Below are 16,705 nucleotides of genomic sequence, written 5' to 3'. Positions count from 1 at the left end.
GCCGTCCCCGTCCCACCCGCGAGATCCCGAAGTGGAGTGTCGTACTCGCATGCGACACTCCTTCTTATGCTCGGTGTCACTGATCTCCCCACCTACCTCGCGGGTCTTGTCCTGATCGTCCTGCTCCCCGGTCCCAACTCGCTGTATGTGCTCTCCGTCGCCGCCCGGCGTGGTGTCCGGGCCGGGTACACCGCCGCCGCGGGTGTGTGGTGTGGGGATACCGTGTTGATGACGCTGTCGGCGGCCGGGGTCGCCTCGCTGTTGCAGGCGAATGCCCTGCTGTTCGGGATCGTGAAGTACGCGGGCGCCGGGTATCTGACATGGCTCGCGGTCGGGATGCTGCGCGCCGCGTGGGGGATGTGGCGGACGCGGCGGGAGAAGACCGTCGCGGACGTCGTCGCCGCGCCCCCCGCCGAGGAGCGGCCCTTCCGACGGGCGTTCGTCGTCAGTCTGTTCAACCCCAAGGCGATCCTGTTCTTCGTCGCCTTCTTCGTGCAGTTCGTGGACCCGGGGTACGCCTACCCCGCCCTCTCCTTCGTCGTCCTCGGCGCCTTCGCCCAGCTGGCGAGCTTCCTCTACCTCACCGCGCTGATATTCAGCGGTACGAAGCTGGCGGCGGCCTTCCGCCGGCGCAAGCGGCTCTCCGCGGGCGCCACGACCGCCGCCGGCGCCCTCTTCCTCGGCTTCGCCGTGAAGCTCACGCTGGCCAGCGCCTAGGAAAGACCCACGAGGGTGGCGTACTCCGCCAGCCCCTGCGACGTAGCGCCCGCCCAGCCGACGTAACCGTCGGGCCGGACGAGGAAGACTCCGGCCCCGTACGCCTCGTAGGAGGCGATCCGCACCCTGCGGACGGCGGGGAGCGGCGGCAGCGTCGTGTCCGTGTCCGTGTCGACCGTCACCAGCGTCCAGCGCGGGCCCCGGAACGCGTCGAAGAGGCGGACGCCGTCGCGGACGCCGTCCGGGGCGCGGTCGCCCGCCTGCAGGGCGTCGTCGGGCAGGCCCGTGCGGGTCTCCGCCGCGAGCGAGCGGCCCCGGTAGCCGAGCCCGAGTTGCCGCGTGGCCGCGCCGCGCCGGACCTCGCCGCGGTGCACCCGGGTGGACAGGCCGAGCATGTCGGCGGCGATGGGCAGGCGCTCCTCCTCGTAGGAGTCGAGCAGGGACTCCGGAGCCCCGTCGCGCAGCACCGCGCCGAGCTTCCAGCCCAGGTTGTAGGCGTCCTGGACGCTGGTGTTGAGACCCTGGCCGCCGGCGGGGGAGTGGACGTGCGCGGCGTCCCCGGCGAGGAACACCCGCCCGGCGCGGAAGCGGTCCGCCATCGCGGCGCGCGGCCGGAAGTCCGAGGCCCAGCGCACCTCGGTCACGTCGTCGGGGGACAGGTGCGAGCGGGCGTCGACGACCTTGCGGATGCCGTCGAGGGACAGGTCGACGTCTGTGCCCTCCGGGAACTGCGCCACGACCTGGAAGTCCTCCGTCCCGGCCAGCGGGCAGATCGCGAGGAACCCGTCGTCGTCCCCGCGCGGCGGGAATACATGCCAGTTGTCGCGGTCGAGCCCGGTGATCCGGACGTCCGCCACCAGCATGGGATTCGGGTCCACGGTCTCCCCGGCCATGCCGATCCCGAGCGCGCGGCGCACCGCTGAACGGCCGCCGTCGGCGGCGACGGCGCAGCGGGCGCGGACAGGGCCACCGGAGGCGAACTCCACCGTCACGCCGTCCTCGTCCTGCGTGAGACCGGTGACCTCCCGCCCGAAGGCGACCTTCCCGCCCAGCTCCGCCAGCCGCTCGAACAGGATCTCCTGCGTGCGCCACTGCGGCACCATCCACGGCTCGGTGTACGGCGAGTCGCCGCTCGCCTCGGCAGGGTCGAACATCCGGTGCTCGCCCACCCGCTTGCCGTCCTGCCAGATCATTCCGACCGGGTACGTGCCGCCCGCCGCGCGGATCGCGTCCAGTACGCCGAGGTCGTCGAAGACCTCCATCGTGCGGGGCTGGATCCCCTTGCCCCGCGACCCGGGGAACAGTCCCTCGGCCCGCTCCACGACGAGTGCGTCCACCCCGCGCCGGGCCAGGTCGACGGCGAGGGCGAGTCCGGTGGGGCCGGCGCCGACGACGAGTACGTCCGTGGTGCCGATTCCGTCGGTGCCGATGATTGCGTCCGTGTTCACGCCGGTCTCGTTCACGCCGGTCTCGTTCACGGCAGGCTCCTTAACGTTGTTAAATTCGGTGCCCGGAGCATGCCCTTAACGGCGTTAAACTGTCAAGCGTGGTTACCCAGAGATCCCCCAAGCTGGACAAGAAGCAGGTCGTCGAGACCGCCCTGCGCCTGCTGAACGAGGTCGGTCTCGACGGCCTCACGCTCCGGGCGATCGCCAAGGAGTTGAACGTGCAGGCGCCCGCGCTCTACTGGCACTTCAAGAACAAGCAGGAGCTGCTGGACGAGATGGCGACGGAGATGTACCGGCGGATGGTCGAGCAAGCCCCGCCCGCCCCCGACGCCACCTGGCAGCAGCGCCTCCTGACGGCAAACCACGCACTGCGCGCCGCGCTGCTGAGCTACCGCGACGGCGCGAAGGTCTTCAGCGGCTCCCGTTTCACCGGCACCCTGCACGCCGTCGAGATGGAGCGGACGCTGCGCCTCTTGACGGACGCCGGCTTCACCCTCGCCCAGGCGGTCCGCGCGACGACGACCGCCTATCTGTACACCCTCGGCTTCGTGACCGAGGAACAGGGCGTCCAGCCCCTGCCGGGCGAGCGCCGCGAGGGATACGACGTCGAAGAACGCGCCCGCCGGATGGCCGACTTCCCTCTGTCGGCCGCGGCGGGCGCGGAGATCTTCGAGGACTACGACCACCACTTCGAGGATGGACTGGCCCTGGTGATCGCGGGGATCGAGACGCGGTACGGGGTCGGCTGAACCGACCGCCGGCTGTCAGCGCGCCCCCGAGCCCCTGCCCACGCGGGCGCTGCGGATCGCGCGGGTGAGGACGGGCGGCAGCAGGTCGGCGGCGATCCGGCGGGTGCGGCTGCGACGTGGGGCGGCGGGTCCGCCCTGCCGGGTGAGGGCCCGGTCCGCGGGGAGGTCGGGCGTGCTCGCGTACCGGGAGTGCGGGAAGCGTGGTGCCTGCATGCCCTTCTTCGACTTGAGGCGGACGATGCGGTGTCCGGCCGCCTGCTGGACGCTCAGGTGGCAGTCCTCGCGCCCGCGCACCGCCGCCAGCAGCTCCTCCTGGACGGGCCCGGGGTCGTCCCAGGTCCCGTAGAGCTTCTGCGTGCTCAGGCAGATCGGGCGCAGGCCCCTGGTGAGCACCGCCTCCCAGGCGGCCACGGAGACACCGGGCGTGTGCTCCGAGCGGAAGTCGTCCAGGACGACGACTCCGCCGGGCAGCAGCGCGTCGCGGGCGGCGCCGATGTCGTCGTACACGTGCTCGTAGAGGTGCGAGGCATCGATGTGGACGAACCGGCAGGAGCCGACGGCGATCTCCGCCGGGACCACGCTGCTGGGGCCCTGCAGGACGCGGGGCAGCGCGTCGTGGAAGGAGAGGTAGTTCTCCTCGAAGGCCTGTCGGGTGAGCGCGCCGTACGACTTCGTCGACTCCGCCTTGTTGGCGTCGTCCGGGGCGGAGCCTTCGAAGAGGTCGCACACCGTGTACCGCTCGCGGTCCTGACGATGACGGCCGAGGAAGATCGCGCTCTTGCCCATGTAGACGCCGACTTCCAGCAGATCACCCCGCATTCCCGATGACTCCTGGCGGTCCAGGAACCACTCGAAGAGCATCTGGTCGAGAACGGGGAACCAGCCGGGTACGTCGTCGAGTCGGCGGGGCGGTCGGGTCGTGCCTGGTACGAGGGTCATATGGAGAGAGCACTCCCTTGTACGGACGGGCCTGTACGGACGAGCTCGCGTGGATGAGCCTGCGCGAACTCCCCGGCGTCTGCCCGACGACGCGTGCCCCAACGGACGACCAGGTGAACGACAGGCCAATTCCTGTGCGTCACTTGTGTGGTTCACCGGTAGGCCCGCGCGCCCCATGCCGTCCCTGAGCGCGCCGCGCAGCCGGACGCCGGCGATCCCGGCGAGCAGTCCGTACAGCTCGGCGCGCAGCCCCGGGCGGGACGCAAATGCCTCCGAAGGCGTCGTGCGGAGCGGTCAGCGCCTCGGGGTCGACAGCGCCGACCGTATCTTCGGCGTCAGCCACTCCTCCACGTAGCGGTTCAGCAGCCAGGCCAGCAGCAGCATCGTGGCGACCGTCAGCAGGAATGTGCCGTACGACGGGATGTGCAACGTCTGGTGGTAGGCCTTGATGACGACCCAGCCCAGGTGTTCGTGGACCAGATAGAAGGGGTACGTCAGGGCGCCGGCGACGCTCAGCCAGCGCCAGTTCGCCCAGTTCAGCCAGCCGAGTGCGATGGCGGCCACCGCCACATAGCCGAGCGTGACGACCAGCATGATGCCGAACGACGAGCGGTAGGAGAAGAAGTCCGGGTTCGGGGCGTGCCACAGCTTCACCACGGCGTAGTGCTGGCCGATCAGCCAGCTGACCCCGACGATGCCCCAGGCGTAGGCGTCGCGCCGGTCGCGGTGGATCAGGTAGAGGCCGACGCCGCCGATGAAGTACGACGCGTACTCCGGCATCAGCACGATGTTCAGCAGGGGCTCGTTCGCGGCCTGCGCGAACGCGGCCGCCAGCGTCCAGCCCGCGCAGAAGAGGATCACCCGCTGCCGGTTGGCGCCCGGCAGGACGATGCACAGGGCGAAGAGGGCGTAGAAGCGGACCTCGGCCCACAGCGTCCAGCAGACGCCCAGCACCCGGTCCACGCCCAGGGGTTGCTGGAGCATCGTCAGGTTCACCAGAGCGTCGCTCGGCGAGACCGCCTTGTATGCGACCACGGGCAGCGCGAACACCGCCGTCACGATGATGATCGCCGCCCAGTACGCGGGAAGCAGACGGGAGGCCCGGGAAGCGAAGAACGACCGCAGGGGCCGGCCCCAGCCGCTCATGCAGATCACGAAACCGCTGATCACGAAGAAGACCTGGACGCCCAGACAGCCGTACGCGAAGTACGAGTGGAGCATGGGGAACTGATGCTTCGCGGAACTGCCCCACGCCTGCGCGATCTCGCCGTCGCGGCCGCCGTAGTGGTACGCGGCGACCATCAGCGCGGCGATGAGCCGCAGTCCGTCGAGCGCACGCAGGCGTGGCGCGTGCGCCCGGGGCAGTATCCGGGGTGGGACTCCGTCCGCACCGGTTTCCGGCGCGGACTTCGGGAGCGTGGTGTCCGCCGGAGCGGACGTGGAGGCCGACGCCGCGGCGGAGGCGGTCATCCGAGCGTCGCCCGCTTCAACGACCGGGCGCGGCGCGCCACGCGGCGTACCGTCGCGTTGCGCGGAATGAAGGCGAGCTGCGAGGGGACCGCCCCGGGCAGCGCCAGCGAGGTGAGCCGTCGGCGCTTGAAGTACCGCCAGGTGTACTGGTCCAGATGGTGCGTCAGATAATCCTCGGCGGCCTTGCGCAGGTCCGGGTAGATCTTCGGCTGCATGGCGAATCCAACGGCGCGTACGAGTCCGGTCAGGGCCGTGACGTCCAGACCGCGCCGCTGCTCGGTGACCGCCGCCTTGTCGGACAGCTCGGGCAGCAGGGCGTCCACGATCGTGACGGGGATGCGGTTGCTGTTCTCGTAGGGCGTGAGTCGGTCGAGCAGCGACTCGGTGCCGATGCGGGCGACCGGCAGGCCGTACAGCGCGGACGCGGTGAGCAGCGCGGTGGAGAAGCAGCCGACGACCAGGGCGGGGCGCATCCGCTGGTAGAGCACCTCGGCGAGGACCGGGGTGTCAAGGACGGTGAGGTCCGCGCCCAGCTTCTCGGCCTCCTTCTCCAGCAGCCGCGACCAGCGGGCCGGGGCCGAGGGGTGCGGCTTGAACACCACGCGGGTGTGACCGAGTGCGAGGGCGCCCTTCAGCATCCGCACGTGGAGGTTCTCCTCCTCCTCGGCGGTGAGGATGTCCAGCGCGGAGAGGTACTGGCCGAGCAGCAGGGCCGGTTCGTCGATCGACGGCAACGCGTCACCGGTGTCGACGAGTTCGGCGAGGACCTTCACGAAGGCGTCCGTGGGCACGATCTCCGGCTCGACGTCGAACTCCGTGAGGAGCAGCGGCTTGAGGCCGGGGACCAGGTCCAGGTGGAGCAGCCGGTCCACCCGGGTGCCGACCAGCGGGTCGATCTTGTTGCGGGTGGGGCCGTAGCTCATCAGACCGTCGGCGTACACGGTGACGGGCGCGCCGGTGAAGATCTGCGCGATGCCGAGCGCCGGGTTCACCTGGATCGACTCGACGGCCAGCTCGATGTCGTCGTCGCCGAGGTTCCAGGCGAGCCGCAGATGCCGCTCCCACAGGGGGACGTCGTCGAGCCGTGGGGCCCAACCTCCGGGGTGGAAGGGGGAGATGGTCTCGTTCCAGGAGATCACGTCGTCGAAGCGGCCGCGCAGTCGCTCGAAGCCGGGCATCTCGTCCACGCCGGGCGTCGTCTCGGGTGTCGCCGCGTTGTTGGAGACGAGCAGGATGCGCCGGTCGGCCGGCGCGAAACACTCGGTGTCCAGGGCGGCGGCGAGCGTGGCCGTGCCGTACAGCGTGGACGCCATGAAGATCTGGGTGGTCACGCGGCCACCCCCGCGGCCGGAGCGGGACGGCGGCGCAGCCGGCGCAGGCGCGTGGCGCGCTGGACATCCATCGAGTCGAGGGCGTCGTCGAGCACGTCCTGCGGCATGCGCCGAAGGGCGACTGCACTCATCGACTTGAGTTTCCGTGCCACCGCTGGCTCGAACCTTTCGATGGATCCCAGGTGATGGGAAATAATCGCGCAATACGTGCGCACGGCTTTGGGCAGGAGCTTTTCCGCGTCACGGTCCGTGGCGGTTTCGGCCACCACCTGGTCGAACGCGCGAATGAAATCGAGCTGACGCACATCACCGATCTGGGTGAGAGAGGAGGCTACGCCACGCCGGTAGAACACGCCGAGCAGCCCCACCGTGGCGAAGGATTCCGCCTCCCGGTGCAGCTTCCAGATCCACGGCCGGTCCTCGGCCGTACGCAGCCCGTCGGTGAAGTGGAGCAGGCCGCGGTCGACCAGCCTGCGGTGGTAGATGCCCGCCCAGGCGTAGGCGTAGTCGACGGAGGTGGACCGGTCGGCGGGCAGGATCGCGTCGCGCGGACGCATCACCACTCCCCGCCGGCCGTGTGGAACGCGGTGGATGCTGCGGGCTCGGGCGGTGCACTGGACATGGTCCGTACGGACGAAGTCGCAGCCCAAGTCCTCGATGGAGGCGAGGAGCTGCTCGTAATAGCCGGGGGCGAGCCAGTCGTCCCCGTCGAGGAACGTGAGGTAGTCGCCGCGCGCCTTGTCGATCCCCGTGTTGCGTGCGGTGGCCAGTCCTCCGTTCTCCTCGTGTCTGACATACACCGCGCCCGGGAGCTCGCGCTCCGCGCGCGCGAGAATGTCCGGTGTCTCGTCGCGCGAGCAGTCGTCGACGAGAATGAATTCGAAGTCTGCGCGAGCGTTCGCACGCAGGCTCTTCAGGGTGTCGGGCGCATATTGCTGCACGTTGTAGAACGGCACGATGACGGAGAGCTTGACCACCCACGTGACGTTAGGCGGCGGCCCGGCATTCGTCTTGACCGGCGGCTTGATGTCAGGTGAACGGCGCGTGGCGAAGCTGTGAACCGGGCTTTTTTGCTGTGCGTAACCGGCCCGATTCGCCATTCGTCGATGTGCTGTTAACCCTTTGTTGCATTCAGGTTGGGCCGCAACTCGAAATGGCTTCCTAGCGTCTTGGACGTGCCAGCAAGTACCACGAAGTCCCTGCGGGTCGCCGTCCTCGCGGATTCCGATACTCGGTGGAAATGGGGTTCGCTCACCGCGAACCGCATTTCTCCTGCCGAATCGGACATTCGCCTCGACGGATTCCTCCTGCGCGGCCGTGCCACTCCCACCGCCCGCCAGCTCGAAGAAGTCGGCGTCCGCGCGGATTCTCTCCGCGAGGTCACCGCTGTCGAATTCCTGCGCGAGATGGCGAAGGAGCAGTACGACGTACTGGTCCTCGCCCTCGTCGGCGGCGCCGTCCAGGCGATGCTGCACGGCCTGGCACATGCCTGGCAGGCGCGCGAGAAGCGGCCCGTGGTCGTCACCGGCTATGTCGGTGTCGTCTATGAGAAGCTCGCCGACGGCCTGCTGCTGCGGCACGGCGCGGATCTCGTCCTCGCCAACTCCCGTCAGGACGCGGACCGTTTCCGGGCCGTGTACGAAGGAGTCGGCGCCGACGCCTCGTCGGTGACCGAGGTCGCACTGCCCTTCCTGGGCGGCAACGCGTACCCCGCCGGGGGACACGACCCGTACACGGTCGTGTTCGCCGCCCAGCCCTCCGTACCGGAGAGCCGCAAGGACCGTACGTACCTGCTGAACCGGCTGATCCAGCACGCACGGCTGCACCCGGACCGCGAGGTCCTGCTGAAGCTGCGCTCCAAGCCGGGCGAGCACACCACGCACATCGAGGAGCTGCCCTACCAGAAGCTGGTGCAGAAGGCGGACCCGCCGGCCAACTTCCGCCTGGTCTACGGGCACATGGGCGAGGTCCTCGACCGCACCGACCTGCTGGTCACCATCAGCTCCACGGCGGCCCTGGAGTCCCTGCACCGTCGGGTCCCCACCGTCGTCCTGAGTGACCTCGGGGTGCGCGAGGCGCTCGGCAACCACCACTTCGTGGGCTCGGGCTGCCTCGCCTCCTGGGACCAGCTCGACGCCGGACACCGGCCGTCGCCCGACGCGGCGTGGGTGGCCCGGCAGGGCGTCGCCGCTGGGGGTCCACCCCCTGGGGGAGGGTCGTACGAGACGGCCTTCGACGTGGCCCGGTTCCGCATCACGGAGCTGCTGGAAGCGGACAAGCTCCCGGCCCTCGCCCCCTACTACACGCCCGTCACCGCGCCCGGCTATCTGCCCGGCATCCTCGCCCGCCACCACCTCGGCCCGGACGGCAGCCCGCTGCCCGGCGCGCCCGCGGCGGACAAGCAGCCCAGCCCCGTACGGCAGATCGTGCGCAGAGCGGCCCGCGGCGCCTACCGCCACGGCGTCCAGCGGGTGGCACCGGTGATCCGGCGCATGGGCGAGCTGTGAGCGATGCAGCCCAGAGCCCTGGGACCCCTCGCCCCCCTCGTCTTTCACGCCTCCCTCGTCAAGGAGAACAGCGCATGACCAACTCCGAAGCGGGCCAAGCGGCGCCAGTGCGCCGCGTGCTCGCGGTGATCCCCGCGCGCGGCGGCTCCAAGGGCGTGCCCGCGAAGAACCTCCTCCCGGTCGGCGGTGTGCCGCTGGTGGCCCGCGCGGTGCGCGAGTGCCGCGCGACCCGGCTCGTCACGGACGTCGTGGTCTCCACGGACGACCAGGCGATCGCCTCCGCGGCCCGCGAGGCCGGCGCCGAGGTCGTGCTGCGCCCCGCCGCCATCGCCGGCGACACCGCCACCTCCGAGGCGGCCGTGCTGCACGCCATGGACGCCCACGAGGCGCTGCACGGCGCGGCGGTCGACGTGGTCCTCCTCGTTCAGTGCACCAGCCCGTTCATCGTCCGCGAGGACATCGACGGTGTCGCCGCGGCGGTCGTCGAGAACGGCGCGGACACGGCCCTGACGGTGGCCCCGTTCCACGGCTTCATCTGGCGGGACGCGGCGGACGACCCGCAGGTCGTCGAGACCACCCGCACGGGTGTGGTCGGCGGCGCCACCAAGGTCGCCAACTCCACGACCACGGAGGGTGGTTACGGCGTCAACCACGACAAGTCCTTCCGCCCGCGCCGTCAGGACCGGCCCCAGGACCTCCTGGAGACCGGCGCCGCGTACGCCATGGACGCGGCGGGCCTGCGCGAGCACCAGCACCGCTTCTTCGGGCGTACGGAACTGGTGCGCACCGACCCGGCCCGCGTGCTGGAGATCGACGACCCGCACGACCTCGCCCGTGCCCGGGCCCTCGCGCCGCTCTTCGACGCGAACCGCCCCGGCACGCTCCCGACCGCAGCCGACATCGACGCGGTCGTCCTCGACTTCGACGGCACCCAGACCGACGACAGGGTGCTGATCGACTCCGACGGACGGGAGTTCGTCTCCGTGCACCGCGGGGACGGCCTCGGTATCGCCGCCCTCCGCAAGAGCGGTCTGACGATGCTGATCCTGTCCACGGAAAAGAACCCGGTCGTCGCCGCCAGAGCCCGGAAGCTGCAGATCCCGGTCCTCCACGGCATCGACCGGAAAGACCTCGCACTGAAGCAGTGGTGCGAGGAGCAGGGCATCGCGCCTGAGCGCGTGCTCTACGTCGGCAACGACGTCAACGACCTCCCGTGCTTCGCCCTCGTGGGCTGGCCCGTGGCGGTCGCGAGCGCCCACGACGTCGTGCGCGGCGCCGCACGCGCGGTCACCACCGTCCCCGGTGGCGACGGCGCGATCCGAGAGATCGCCAGCTGGATCCTCGGCCCTTCTCTCGACTCCCTCGACAAGTAAGGAACTTCTCCACCATGAGCACCAACTCCCGTCTGCGCACGTTCGGTTCGAAGACCGCCGGCCCGGGGCACCCCGTCTACGTCGTCGGTGAGATCGGCATCAACCACAACGGCGAGCTCGAGAACGCCTTCAAGCTGATCGACGCGGCCGCCGAGGCCGGCTGCGACGCCGTCAAGTTCCAGAAGCGCACCCCGGAGATCTGCACCCCGCGCGACCAGTGGGACATCGAGCGCGACACCCCCTGGGGCCGGATGACCTACATCGACTACCGCCACCGCGTGGAGTTCGGCGAGGACGAGTACCGCCAGATCGACGACTACGCCAAGAGCAAGAACATCGACTGGTTCGCCTCCCCGTGGGACACCGAGGCCGTCGCCTTCCTGGAGAAGTTCGACGTCCCGGCCCACAAGGTCGCGTCCGCGTCCCTGACCGACGACGAGCTGCTGCGCGCCCTGCGCGCCACCGGCCGCACGGTCATCCTCTCCACCGGCATGTCCACCCCGAAGCAGATCCGCCACGCGGTCGAGGTCCTCGGCTCGGACAACATCCTGCTCTGCCACGCCACGTCGACCTACCCGGCGAAGGCCGAGGAGCTCAACCTGCGCGTCATCAACACCCTGCAGGCCGAGTACCCGAACGTCCCGATCGGCTACTCCGGCCACGAGACGGGCCTGCAGACCACGCTCGCCGCGGTCGCCCTCGGCGCCACCTTCGTCGAACGCCACATCACCCTCGACCGCGCCATGTGGGGCTCGGACCAGGCCGCCTCGGTCGAGCCGCAGGGTCTGACCCGCCTCGTCCGCGATATCCGCACCATCGAGGCCTCCCTCGGAGACGGCGTCAAGAAGGTCTACGAGTCCGAGCTCGGCCCCATGAAGAAGCTGCGCCGCGTCACGGGCGTCGTCGCCGAGGCGGAGATCGCCGCGGCCGCGGGCGAGCCGGTCGCGGTCTGACGGCCCTGATTTCCTTACGACGGGACGGTCGTACGACGATGAGCCCCCGCGCCGGTTCCGCCGGCTGCCACACTCTCGCCTTCGTCGAGAGTCCGGTACAGCTCCTGAACGTGCTGGAGTGGGCGCACGTGCATGCCCACAGCACCACGGCGCCCGGCGCGGGGCCCTCCGAGGCGAGCGGGCCGGTGTCCGGCGCGGAGGCCTTTGGGATGGCCGGGCCGGTGTCCGGCGTGGGGGCCTCCGGGGTGGCCGGGCCGGTGTCCGGCGTGGGGGCCTCCGGGGTGGCCGGGCCGGTGTCCGGCGTGGGGGCCTCCGGGGTGGCCGGGCCGGTGTCCGGCGTGGGGGCCTCCGGGGTGGCCGGGCCGGTGTCCGGCGCGGGGCTCACCCTCGTCGTCCTCTCTCCCAACGACCCGATGACCCGCGGTCAGCTGCGCCGGATGGCGGAACTGGCCCGCGACGAGGGCCACCAGGTCCGCTGGGAGGAGGCGCGCGGCGGCACCACGGCCCCCTTCCACACGATCGGCGGCCTGGCCCCGCTGCTCCGCAAAGCCAAGCGCATCGTCATGGGAGACCCGTTCTCCCGTTACGTTCAGCTGTTGCTGACGATCACCCGCGCCCGCGACCTGGTCGTGGTCGACGACGGCACCGCGACGATGGAGTTCGTCGCCCAACTCGCCCGCGGCGAGCGCCTGGTGCGCTGGCACCGGCGCGGTGGCCGTCCGGGCGCCCGCGACGTGATCTTCGCCCCGGTGTCCGCGTCGGCGCGCCGCCGGCTGACCCCGAACGACCGCCGCACGGTCGAGGTCTTCTCCTCCATGCCGATCGACTCGGCCCCGGACGGCGTCCGCATCACCGCCAACGACTTCTCCTGGACCCGCGCCCGCTTCGGCCCGCCCCGCATCACCAAGGGCGCGGACCTGGTCGGCACCTCGCTCGTGGAGACGGGCGTGGTGGACCCGGACCGCTACCTGGCGGCGGTCAAGAGCCTCGCGGGGGCGCACGGCGCGACCCGCTACTTCGCCCATCGCCGTGAGAGCACCGACAAGCTGCACCGCCTGGCCGCCGAGACGGGCCTCGAAATCGTCCGCCCCGACCTGCCGCTCGAACTGATCGCCCGCCGCGGCCCCATCGGCCGTACGATCCTGAGCTTCCCGTCGACGGTCGTCCACACCCTCCCGCTGGCCCTGGTCGGCACCGAGGTCCGCGTCGCCGTCTGCGACATCGATCCGACCTGGCTGACGGAGAACGCGTCACCGAGGGCGCAGGGATTCCTGTCGGGAGTCACCGGGACGGCTCGGGATGTGCATCGGCTGTCGTCGGTGGCGGCGGTGTAAAGGCGGCTTGCAGAACCTCGGAGGCGGCTTGCAGAAGCTTCACGGGTGACGCACCGAACGGACATATGGTGTCGGGGACGGGTATATCCGTGTCCGGCACACTTTCATCCGGCACACGGTTTTCCCAAGGCCCACTCCCCGGCGGCCGTACGCGGCCCGAGGGTTCGGTGACCGGATCTTCGGGTCCCTCCGGATGCGGCAAGTCGACCTTCCCGCGCACGCTCAACCGCATGCGCGAGGCCGCGAGAAGGACGAGCTGGTCGAGCAGAGCCTGACCAGGGCCGGCCTGTGGACGGAGGTGCGGGACCGGCTGCGGCAGCCCGGCGGCGCGCTCTCCGGCGGCCGACAGCAGCGTCTGTGCATCGCCCGCGCGCTCGCCGTACGCCCCCGGGTGCTGCCCATGGACGAGCCCTGCTCGGCACTCGACCCCACGTCCACCCGCCGAGGAGACCATCCGCGAACTGGCCGGTCAGGTGACCGTCGTGATCGTCACCCACACCATGCAGCAGGCGGCCCGCGTCTCGCAGCAGTGCGCGTGCTTCCTCGCCGAGCAGGGCACCCCCGGCGGCATCGTCGAGCACGGCCCGACGGAGCACGTCCCAGCACCCCCGAGGGCAGGCGAACGGCGGACTACGTGGCGGGCCGCTTCGGCTGAGCACCGGACACGGTCCGTGTCGAAAGCGCAGCGTGGCGGTGGCGCTTCCGGAATCCGCGGAGCGAGATCTGTGGGACTGTGGGGTACGGGAATGGGCTCGGGCACTCCGGGCGTTTCCCGGACTGAGTCCGTGGGTAACCCCCGGCGGATTCGGATCATGGGATGCCCGACCGGGCTGGTTCAAGATCCAATAGCCCGGAAAGCCGGGCGAGTTTACCCATCCCCGCAGAAACCTATGCGCCGTGCGGCCAGATTTTCTTCCCCTAACGGGTTGAAGTTTTGTTGATCGTGGGTCAGTTGGCCGCCCGATCGCCTTACCCTTCAGAGGGTGAACCAACTGATGTCCCGAGAGTCCGAGGCCGATCTCCCCGGGGACCCGCAGCTCCCCGGCGCGCTGCCCGAGGCACTGCGCGCCGAACTTGTCGCGTTCCGCCGCGACTTGCACATGCACCCCGAGCTCGGCAACCAGGAGTTCCGCACCACGGCGGCGCTGAAGGCGCGCCTGGAGCAGGCGGGCCTGAAGCCGCGCGTCCTCGACACCGGGACCGGCCTCATCTGTGACATCGGCGACTGGGACGGCGTACGGCCCATGCTCGCGCTGCGCGCCGACATCGACGCGCTGCCCATTCCGGACACGAAGACCGAATGCGCGTACCGGTCGACCGTGCCCGACCGCGCCCACGCATGCGGCCACGACGTGCACACCGCGGTCGTCCTCGGCGCCGGGCTGGTCCTCGCCGAGCTGCACCGCGAGGGGCGGCTGCCCCGGCCCGTACGGCTGATCTTCCAGCCCGCGGAGGAGGTGCTGCCCGGCGGCGCTCCGGACGCGATCGAGTCGGGCGTCCTCGACGGCGTCGGGCAGATCATCGGCGTGCACTGCGACCCGAGGGTGGATGCGGGGCGCATCGGTCTGCGGCACGGCGCCATCACCTCGGCGTGCGACCGGCTCGAAGTCTCACTCGACGGCGCGGGCGGTCACACGGCGCGCCCTCACCTCACCACCGACCTCGTCACCGCCGCCGCCCGCGTCGTGACCGACGTGCCCGCTCTCGTCGCCCGGCGGGTCGACGCCCGCAGCGGGCTCGCCGTGACCTGGGGACGGATCGAGTCCGGCCACGCCTGCAACGTCATCCCGCAGCACGCCGAACTCTCCGGGACCGTGCGCTGCCTGGACCTCGACGCCTGGCGGGCCGCGCCCGACCTGGTGCACGCGGCCATCGACGAGATCGCGAACCTGTACCGCGCCAAGTCCGAGATCAACTACATCCGGGGTGTCCCGCCGGTCGTCAACGACCCGGCCGTCACGGAACTCCTCCGCGACGCCATGAGCGCCCGGCGCGGGACGCACTCCATCGAGGACACCGAACAGAGCCTCGGCGGCGAGGACTTCTCCTGGTACCTGGAGCACGTACCCGGCGCGATGGCCCGCCTCGGCGTCCGTGCGCCGGGCGACCGGACCAGTCGTGACCTGCACCGGGGCGACTTCGATGCGGACGAGTCGGCCATCACGGTCGGTGTCGAGCTGTTCACGGCGGCGGCGCTGCTGGATGCGGCGGACTGACCGGAGGCCATCGCCGGGAGGGCGGGAGGCCGAGCGCGCGAGGGGCGTGAGGGGCCGAGAGGATACCGATGGGTGGCTGATTCGATGCCCCCGTTGATACCGTTTCATCCACTTGCGTCACTCGGCCGTAACTGGTGGCGCGCAAACGTAACCCGGTGGCGGCACGGTTCGATAACGGCCACGAGAAACACCGTTCCCCTCCCCTTCTACGCGCGTTACTGTGCGCCGAAATCGCTGCGGTGACGGCGAATTGGGGATGCGGTCCGGCGACGGTGCCGTGGGGATGAAGGGTGCTTGCTGTGCGTCTGATATCTCGGAGGACGAGGTTCTCCCAAGCCGCGGTGACCGTAGCGGTCGTCGCCCTGGCCGCCGCCGGTTGCGGCAGCTCCAGCAAAGACAGCGGAAGCAGCTCCGACGAGTCCGGCAAGTACTCCGGCAAGGGCATCGGTCTCGCGTACGACATCGGCGGCAAGGGCGACCAGTCCTTCAACGACGCCGCGTACGCCGGTTTCCAGAAGGCCGAGAAGGAGTTCAAGATCGGCGGCCGGGACATCGAGCCGCAGGACGGCGAGTCCAACGCCGACAAGGTGCAGCGCCTGGAGCAGCTCGCCAAGGCGGGCTACAACCCGGTGATCGGCGTCGGCTTCGTCTACGCGCCTGCCGTCAAGGAGGTCGCGGCGAAGTACCCGAAGACCACCTTCGGCATCATCGACGACGAGCAGGACAAGGCCGCGAACGTCGCCGACATGGTCTTCCACGAGGAGCAGGCCTCCTACCTGGCGGGCGTGGCCGCGGCCAAGGCGACCAAGAAGAACCACATCGGCTTCATCGGCGGCGTGGACATCCCGCTGATCCACAAGTTCGAGGCCGGTTACGTCCAGGGCGCGCAGTCGATCAACCCGAAGATCAAGATCGAGAAGCAGTACCTGACCCAGACGGCCCAGGAGGGCGGCTTCTCGAGCCCCGACAAGGGCAAGGACGCCGCGAGCGGCCAGATCGAGGCGGGCGCCGACGTCCTCTACCACGCGGCCGGTCTCTCCGGTCAGGGCGTGATCTCCGAGGCCGCTTCCAAGAAGGTGTGGGCCATCGGCGTCGACTCCGACCAGTACTCGCAGACGGCGCTGGCCAAGTACAAGGACTACATCCTGGGCTCGGCCCTGAAGAACGTCGGCGGCGCGGTCTATGACCTGGTGAAGTCGGTGTACGAGGGCAAGCCCAAGACCGGCGTGGTCCGCGGCGGCCTCGACAACGGTGGTGTCGGCTTCGCGGACACCAACCCGAAGTACAAGGCCATGACGGACGTCGTCGCAGCCGTCGACAAGGCCAAGCAGGACATCATCGACGGCAAGGTCACCGTCAACACGAAGTGAGTGCCTGAGGGTACGTAGAAGATGCGTGAACGCCGGCGGGGGTGAAGCTCGGGCTTCACCCCCGCCGACGCGTGCCGCGCGCCCACCGCGGTGACTGAGCCCTTGTTCGCCCCCTTCGCCCCTACCCGTCCCGTATGCCTGGGGGCTGCCGCCCCCAGCCCCCCGCTGACGCGCTCGTCCTCGAACGCCGGACGGGCTGAGGATCTCCGGCGGGGTCCGAATCGTCGAGCATCGACTCGATCTTTCGGCCTCGGCAGGTGGTGGTTCAGCCCGTCCGCCGTTGGGGGCCAGGGGGAAC

At 70.3% G+C, this 16,705-nt stretch carries 14 protein-coding genes; 9 read left to right on the top strand and 5 right to left on the bottom strand.

All coding sequences use genetic code 11. The annotated features are described in order from the left end of the window. The first annotated feature begins 66 nt into the window (after positions 1–66). Positions 67–717, top strand: a complete 651-nt coding sequence (gene leuE / locus ACIBK0_RS07965; RefSeq protein WP_399076844.1) for a leucine efflux protein LeuE — start codon at positions 67–69, stop codon at positions 715–717. Here leuE and ACIBK0_RS07960 read toward each other — a convergent pair. Continuing rightward, the gene (locus ACIBK0_RS07960) at positions 714–2,132 is read right to left on the bottom strand and encodes an FAD-dependent oxidoreductase (RefSeq protein WP_399077342.1); all 1,419 of its coding nucleotides are present in this window, start codon (positions 2,130–2,132) and stop codon (positions 714–716) included. The genes leuE and ACIBK0_RS07960 overlap by 4 nt on opposite strands. A gap of 131 nt (positions 2,133–2,263) precedes the next feature. Here ACIBK0_RS07960 and ACIBK0_RS07955 point away from each other — a divergent pair, with 131 nt between their 5' ends. Next, positions 2,264–2,914, top strand: coding sequence for a TetR/AcrR family transcriptional regulator (locus ACIBK0_RS07955; protein ID WP_399076842.1), 651 nt, complete (start codon positions 2,264–2,266; stop codon positions 2,912–2,914). A 15-nt stretch (positions 2,915–2,929) separates the two neighbouring features. Here ACIBK0_RS07955 and ACIBK0_RS07950 read toward each other — a convergent pair whose 3' ends face one another. The 4 genes from ACIBK0_RS07950 to ACIBK0_RS07935 all read right to left on the bottom strand — a co-directional run bounded on the left by ACIBK0_RS07950 (position 2,930) and on the right by ACIBK0_RS07935 (position 7,631). Then, the gene (locus tag ACIBK0_RS07950; RefSeq protein ID WP_399076840.1) at positions 2,930–3,853 is read right to left on the bottom strand and encodes a class I SAM-dependent methyltransferase; all 924 of its coding nucleotides are present in this window, start codon (positions 3,851–3,853) and stop codon (positions 2,930–2,932) included. A 294-nt stretch (positions 3,854–4,147) separates the two neighbouring features. Further along, positions 4,148–5,323 carry an acyltransferase family protein gene (locus ACIBK0_RS07945; protein ID WP_399076838.1) on the bottom strand — a complete coding sequence of 392 codons (1,176 nt, stop codon included), beginning with the start codon at positions 5,321–5,323 and terminating at the stop codon, positions 4,148–4,150. Next, a complete protein-coding gene (locus tag ACIBK0_RS07940; RefSeq protein ID WP_399076836.1) occupies positions 5,320–6,654 on the bottom strand; it encodes an alpha-2,8-polysialyltransferase family protein in 1,335 nt (444 codons plus the stop codon). The genes ACIBK0_RS07945 and ACIBK0_RS07940 overlap by 4 nt, the downstream gene beginning before the upstream one ends. Beyond that, the gene (locus tag ACIBK0_RS07935) at positions 6,651–7,631 is read right to left on the bottom strand and encodes a glycosyltransferase family 2 protein (RefSeq protein ID WP_399077340.1); all 981 of its coding nucleotides are present in this window, start codon (positions 7,629–7,631) and stop codon (positions 6,651–6,653) included. The genes ACIBK0_RS07940 and ACIBK0_RS07935 overlap by 4 nt, the downstream gene beginning before the upstream one ends. Before the next feature lie 198 nt (positions 7,632–7,829). Here ACIBK0_RS07935 and ACIBK0_RS07930 point away from each other — a divergent pair, with 198 nt between their 5' ends. The 7 genes from ACIBK0_RS07930 (at position 7,830) to ACIBK0_RS07900 (ending at position 16,407) form a co-directional block, all read left to right on the top strand. After that, positions 7,830–9,161, top strand: a complete 1,332-nt coding sequence (locus ACIBK0_RS07930; RefSeq protein ID WP_399076834.1) for a DUF6716 putative glycosyltransferase — start codon at positions 7,830–7,832, stop codon at positions 9,159–9,161. A 74-nt stretch (positions 9,162–9,235) separates the two neighbouring features. Further along, positions 9,236–10,534, top strand: coding sequence for a cytidylyltransferase domain-containing protein (locus ACIBK0_RS07925; RefSeq protein WP_399076832.1), 1,299 nt, complete (start codon positions 9,236–9,238; stop codon positions 10,532–10,534). A 14-nt stretch (positions 10,535–10,548) separates the two neighbouring features. Beyond that, positions 10,549–11,487, top strand: a complete 939-nt coding sequence (locus tag ACIBK0_RS07920) for an N-acetylneuraminate synthase family protein (RefSeq protein WP_399076830.1) — start codon at positions 10,549–10,551, stop codon at positions 11,485–11,487. Between the two features lie 38 nt (positions 11,488–11,525). Then, positions 11,526–12,821, top strand: coding sequence for a hypothetical protein (locus ACIBK0_RS07915; RefSeq protein WP_399076828.1), 1,296 nt, complete (start codon positions 11,526–11,528; stop codon positions 12,819–12,821). A gap of 193 nt (positions 12,822–13,014) precedes the next feature. Beyond that, the gene (locus tag ACIBK0_RS07910) at positions 13,015–13,476 is read left to right on the top strand and encodes an ATP-binding cassette domain-containing protein (RefSeq protein WP_399076826.1); all 462 of its coding nucleotides are present in this window, start codon (positions 13,015–13,017) and stop codon (positions 13,474–13,476) included. 340 nt (positions 13,477–13,816) lie between these two features. Next, positions 13,817–15,037 (top strand): M20 family metallopeptidase, encoded by a 1,221-nt coding sequence (locus ACIBK0_RS07905; protein WP_399077338.1) that lies wholly within the window; start codon positions 13,817–13,819, stop codon positions 15,035–15,037. A 341-nt stretch (positions 15,038–15,378) separates the two neighbouring features. Next, positions 15,379–16,407 (top strand): BMP family protein, encoded by a 1,029-nt coding sequence (locus ACIBK0_RS07900; protein ID WP_399076823.1) that lies wholly within the window; start codon positions 15,379–15,381, stop codon positions 16,405–16,407. Positions 16,408–16,705: the final 298 nt, after the last annotated feature.

This window comes from Streptomyces sp. NPDC050564, assembly GCF_044457265.1.
Classification (GTDB): Bacteria; Actinomycetota; Actinomycetes; order Streptomycetales; family Streptomycetaceae; genus Streptomyces.
Note: the sequence above shows the minus strand (reverse complement) of the source record. Positions and strands in the feature narration are given on the sequence as shown.

Excerpts from the sequence above, each read along its gene's own strand:
- leuE (WP_399076844.1), top strand. The coding sequence starts at position 67 with ATGCTCGGTGTCACTGATCTCCCCACCTACCTCGCGGGTCTTGTCCTG.
- ACIBK0_RS07950 (WP_399076840.1), bottom strand. The coding sequence starts at position 3,853 with ATGACCCTCGTACCAGGCACGACCCGACCGCCCCGCCGACTCGACGAC.
- ACIBK0_RS07945 (WP_399076838.1), bottom strand. The coding sequence starts at position 5,323 with ATGACCGCCTCCGCCGCGGCGTCGGCCTCCACGTCCGCTCCGGCGGAC.
- ACIBK0_RS07925 (WP_399076832.1), top strand. The coding sequence starts at position 9,236 with ATGACCAACTCCGAAGCGGGCCAAGCGGCGCCAGTGCGCCGCGTGCTC.
- ACIBK0_RS07920 (WP_399076830.1), top strand. The coding sequence starts at position 10,549 with ATGAGCACCAACTCCCGTCTGCGCACGTTCGGTTCGAAGACCGCCGGC.
- ACIBK0_RS07915 (WP_399076828.1), top strand. The coding sequence starts at position 11,526 with ATGAGCCCCCGCGCCGGTTCCGCCGGCTGCCACACTCTCGCCTTCGTC.
- ACIBK0_RS07910 (WP_399076826.1), top strand. The coding sequence starts at position 13,015 with ATGCGGCAAGTCGACCTTCCCGCGCACGCTCAACCGCATGCGCGAGGC.
- ACIBK0_RS07905 (WP_399077338.1), top strand. The coding sequence starts at position 13,817 with ATGTCCCGAGAGTCCGAGGCCGATCTCCCCGGGGACCCGCAGCTCCCC.